This window comes from Microvirga calopogonii (assembly GCF_003347665.1).
Taxonomy (GTDB): Bacteria; Pseudomonadota; Alphaproteobacteria; order Rhizobiales; family Beijerinckiaceae; genus Microvirga; species Microvirga calopogonii.
Window position 1 is genome coordinate 1 of sequence record NZ_QDGA01000196.1, and the last position, 4557, is coordinate 4557.

6 protein-coding genes are annotated in these 4557 nt (G+C 64.0%); 5 read left to right on the forward strand and 1 reads right to left on the reverse strand.

Annotated elements, in window-relative coordinates; all coding sequences use genetic code 11:
- Positions 1 to 103: 103 nt before the first annotated feature.
- The 5 genes from DDF70_RS38970 to DDF70_RS38605 all read left to right on the forward strand — a co-directional run bounded on the left by DDF70_RS38970 (position 104) and on the right by DDF70_RS38605 (position 3887).
- Positions 104 to 484: a transposase gene (locus DDF70_RS38970; protein WP_425374150.1), complete on the forward strand. Its 381-nt coding sequence runs from the start codon at positions 104 to 106 to the stop codon at positions 482 to 484.
- Positions 485 to 734: 250 nt separating this feature from the next.
- Complete coding sequence (locus tag DDF70_RS35565) at positions 735 to 1955, forward strand: site-specific integrase (protein ID WP_114949178.1); 1221 nt, start codon at positions 735 to 737, stop codon at positions 1953 to 1955.
- The gene (locus DDF70_RS35570; RefSeq protein WP_114949179.1) at positions 1955 to 2887 is read left to right on the forward strand and encodes a tyrosine-type recombinase/integrase; all 933 of its coding nucleotides are present in this window, start codon (positions 1955 to 1957) and stop codon (positions 2885 to 2887) included. Before DDF70_RS35565 ends, DDF70_RS35570 begins: the two co-directional genes overlap by 1 nt.
- On the forward strand, positions 2884 to 3504 hold the full coding sequence (locus DDF70_RS38600; RefSeq protein WP_245435782.1) for a tyrosine-type recombinase/integrase: 621 nt from the start codon (positions 2884 to 2886) through the stop codon (positions 3502 to 3504). The genes DDF70_RS35570 and DDF70_RS38600 overlap by 4 nt, the downstream gene beginning before the upstream one ends.
- Entirely contained in the window at positions 3462 to 3887 is a 426-nt protein-coding gene (locus DDF70_RS38605) for a tyrosine-type recombinase/integrase (RefSeq protein ID WP_245435783.1), read from the forward strand. The genes DDF70_RS38600 and DDF70_RS38605 overlap by 43 nt, the downstream gene beginning before the upstream one ends.
- A 186-nt stretch (positions 3888 to 4073) precedes the next feature.
- On the opposite strand, the gene DDF70_RS38975 is transcribed toward DDF70_RS38605, so the two are convergent.
- Positions 4074 to 4466 carry a transposase gene (locus DDF70_RS38975; protein WP_425374118.1) on the reverse strand — a complete coding sequence of 131 codons (393 nt, stop codon included), beginning with the start codon at positions 4464 to 4466 and terminating at the stop codon, positions 4074 to 4076.
- Between the last annotated feature and the right edge of the window lie 91 nt (positions 4467 to 4557).

Below are 4557 nucleotides of genomic sequence, written 5' to 3' on the forward strand. Positions count from 1 at the left end.
GTAAGCGGTAAGCTGGCCGCATCTGGCGCGGCATGATGCGATGGCTGATCTTTACTGACATCAAAGCAAGGAGCTTTCGGTGTCAGTTACTATGTCTGCGCCTATGCCTGATGATAGAAGCTTCCAGGTGCTGGAGGTTGTTCCCAGCCGCCTGGAGGTGAGTCCCGAGCGGCCCCGCCGGCGCTGGTCGACACAGGCCAAGATGGCCCTGGTCGAGGAGACCCTGGAGCCTGGCGCCAATGTCTCGGTTATCGCACGACAGGCCGGGATCTCGCCGGCGCAACTGTTCGGCTGGCGCCGTAAGGCGATGCAGGCTGGTGTCGTCCAAGGCGAGCGGCATGAGCAGCGGCTTGGATTCGTTGAGGTCACGCCGACATCCGCCTCGATGATTGAGATTGTTGTCGCTGACGTGGTGGTTCGCGTTGCCGCTGATATTGATCAGAACCACCTGATCAAAGTCCTCCGGGCGGTTCGACAAGCATGATCCCGGCCGGCGCGAAGGTGTTCCTGGCCAGCCATCCGGTCGACTTCCGCAAGGGACCGGATGGTCTTCTAGCGCTGGTGCGCGAGGCCGGATCCGATCCCTTCTTATGCGTCGTGAGAGATTATGTGGCGGCGGCGGAACCGATGACGGCATTGCGGCGCTTTGCGGCGCTTTGCGGCTCCAGGCCGCCACATAATCTGAACCATTTCTCCAGTGGGCGCCGGACGTCTCGCGCCCGCGGAGAGCGCACATGCTGGAACATTATTTCAAGTACCCGAGGGTTCTGCGCCGCTTGAGAGGCGGTGGCCTGGGCGACGAACTCGATTGCATCGCAACCTATCTTTTCGAGAGCGGCTATCGGTACGCATCGGCGAAGATCTACCTGGGCCGATTGGCACGGTTCGGGGAGGTCGTATCGCCCGCAAAGCCGATCACTCAGAGCCTGATCGATGGCTTCGTTGCCGGTCGCCCGACCAAAGCCTCACGTATCGTGGCGCGCACCACAATCGTCCTCGCCCGAAGGGTCGTGCCTCACCGTTTCGAGGTTCTCCATCGCGAGCCCGATCCACATGAGCCCCTGCTGACGAGCTATGCCGATTACCTGCGTGAGGTCCGCGGTCTGGCCGTGAAGACGCGGGAGGGGCAGGTTCTCGCCGCGCGGCGGGTGCTTGCCTGGTGGGACCGGCATCACACCAGCAAGCCGCTCTCGGCCATGACGGGCGAGCATGTGCTGGCGCTCGTCAATCATCTCATGAGCCTGTCGTCCATGGACAGAACGCGGGCAGCGACCGGGTCCTATGTGCGGCGGTTTCTGAGGTTCCTGCGCTGGGCCGACCTCAATGACCAGGACCTTGCGCGGTTCGTGCCGCGCACGCCTTGCTACCGTCTCGCGCATCTACCGCGTCAACTGGTCTGGGAGGATATCAGGAAGGCGATCGACGCCATTGACCCTGCGACACCCACCGGCAGCCGCGACCGGGCCATCCTCCTGCTGCTGGCCACGACCGGCATCCGCAACAAGGAACTTCGTTCTCTCGTTCTCGAAGATATCCGCTGGCGCGATGCACAGGTTCGGATACGCCGCACCAAGGCGAGACGCGATCGAAGCGTGCCCCTCACGCAGGAGGCGGGCATGGCGCTCGCCGATTATCTCCTGCGGGCCCGGCCCGATTGCGGCAGCCGTCGCGTGTTCCTCGTACACCGCCCCCCAGTGCGTCCGATCGACGGCAGCAGCGTCATCTCCCGCATCGTTCGCTCGGTCCTGCAGCAAGCCGGCATCGCGCTGGACGGTCCCGCCGGTGCCCATCTTATCCGGCATAGCCTGGCGACCCAGCTCGTCAGCCGGCGACGACCGATCAACGAGATCGCCGACTTGCTCGGCCATCGCAGCATCGATACGACCGCCATCTACGTGAAGGTCGCGGTGCCGCAACTCGCCGAAGTCGCTCTTCCTTTTCCGGGAGACGCGTGATGAGCACATTCTCCAGCAGGCTCAGCGAGCATGTCGAGACCTATGTCGCGCTTCGACGCTCGCTCGGCTTCTCGCTTAGCAAGCAGGCCGCGATCCTGCGCGCGCTTGTTACCTACGTCGACGCCGAACAGCACGATGGCCCACTCTGCCGTCGAACGGTGCTCGGCTTCATAGGCTCCTGGGCGGGCACAGCGAACGGACGAGCTGTTCGCTACGGCGTGGTTCGCAGATTCAGCGAGTATCTCGCCATCTTCGATCCGCGCACCGAAGCGCTCGACCCAAAGGCTTTTCCCAGGAACCGAGCTATCCCGCCGCCCCGGATCCTCGCCGACGAGGAGCTTGCACGGCTCATGGCGGCATGCCGCTCGGTGTCGCCCGATTATCCCGAGCGTGCCCGGTTCCTGACGCCGCTCGTGGGCCTGCTCGCCAGTACCGGCATGCGGTCCGGTGAGGCGTTGCGCCTCGATATCAGTGATGCCGATCTCGCTCAGGGGATTCTCCACATCCGAAGGACCAAGTTCCGCAAGGATCGCCTGGTTCCCGTCCATCCCTCGACGCTGGCGGTCCTGCGCGACTATGCAAGGCACCGGGATGGAGCCTTTCCAACGCCGGGCACCCCAGCCTTCTTCGTCAGCTCGCGCGGGACTCGATTGTCGAAGACCGGGTTGAACACGGCCTTCGGCGTGGCGCGCTCCCTCGCGGGCCTCGATCGTGGCAAGCCGGTGCGTCTCCACGACCTGCGTCACCGTTTTGCAGTCAGGCGCCTGGCGATCTGGCACCGGCAACGCGCCGATGTTCAGGCGATGCTGCCGCTGCTCGCGACCTATCTCGGCCATGGCCGCTACAGCGACACCGCCTATTACGTCACCGCGGACGCCGATCTTTTAGCCATGGCTGCCGAGCGGGCTCTGGACTGGGGAGAGGCGTCATGACCGGCTGCTCGTCCTTTCCGTCACTGCTGGAGTCCTTCTTCCGCCATCGCATGGCCAGGCAGCGCAATGCCACGCCGGCCACGATCGCCAGTTACCGGGATGCCCTTCGCATGCTGATCCTGTTTGCTGCCGATAGAACCGGATGTGGGCCGTGCGATCTCACCATCGAAGATCTGGATCGCGACACCATCCTCGCGTTCCTCGATCACCTGGAGGCCACGCGCGGGAACAAGGTCCAGACGCGCAATGCGCGGCTGGCGGCGATACGATCCTTCTTCCAGCACGTCGCTGCCAACGACCCCGCGTCGCTTGGCACTGCCCATAGGATCCTCGCCATCCCGCTGAAGAGGGCGAACACCGAGATCACCCATCACCTCACGCGCGCGGAGCTGGATGCGCTCATCGCGGCGCCCGATCAACGGATCGGGCGGGGCCGCCGCGACCGAACCTTGCTGCTGTTTCTCGGTCGCACCGGCGCTCGGGTATCGGAAGCGACGGGCGTCAATGTCGAGGATGTCCAGCTCGATCGGAGCCCCAGGTGCTTCTGCGTGGCAAGGGGCGCAGGGAGCGTGTTGTGCCCGTCTCCGCCGATCTTGCTCAAGCCCTCCAAGCTCTGATCGCCGAACATGACCTCAACCATGATCCGCCGGGTCCGATATTCCGCGGTGGCCATGGTGAGCGGATGACCCGGTTCGGTGTGACGCATGTCGTCCGGCGTGCGGTGGCCGCGGCAACGGCCACGCAGCCGGGGTTGGCGTGCAAGGTCGTCTCACCCCATGTTCTGCGCCACACCCTCGCCATGGCGCTGCTGCAATCAGGGGTCGACCTGCTCACCATCCAGGCCTGGCTCGGTCATGCGCAGGTCGCAACGACCCATCGCTATGCGGCCGCCGATGTCGAGATGATGCGCCGCGGTCTCGACCACGCTGCTATCTCAGGCAAGCAGCCTGCTCGGTTCAAGGCAAAGGATGCGGTACTCCAACTGCTCGAGAGCCTTTAATTATGTGGCGGCCTGGAGCCGCAAAGCGCCGCAATGCCGTCATCGGTTCCGCCGCCGCCACATAATCTCTCACGACGCATAAGAAGGGATCGGATCCGGCCTCGCGCACCAGCGCTAGAAGACCATCCGGTCCCTTGCGGAAGTCGACCGGATGGCTGGCCAGGAACACCTTCGCGCCGGCCGGGATCATGCTTGTCGAACCGCCCGGAGGACTTTGATCAGGTGGTTCTGATCAATATCAGCGGCAACGCGAACCACCACGTCAGCGACAACAATCTCAATCATCGAGGCGGATGTCGGCGTGACCTCAACGAATCCAAGCCGCTGCTCATGCCGCTCGCCTTGGACGACACCAGCCTGCATCGCCTTACGGCGCCAGCCGAACAGTTGCGCCGGCGAGATCCCGGCCTGTCGTGCGATAACCGAGACATTGGCGCCAGGCTCCAGGGTCTCCTCGACCAGGGCCATCTTGGCCTGTGTCGACCAGCGCCGGCGGGGCCGCTCGGGACTCACCTCCAGGCGGCTGGGAACAACCTCCAGCACCTGGAAGCTTCTATCATCAGGCATAGGCGCAGACATAGTAACTGACACCGAAAGCTCCTTGCTTTGATGTCAGTAAAGATCAGCCATCGCATCATGCCGCGCCAGATGCGGCCAGCTTACCGCTTAC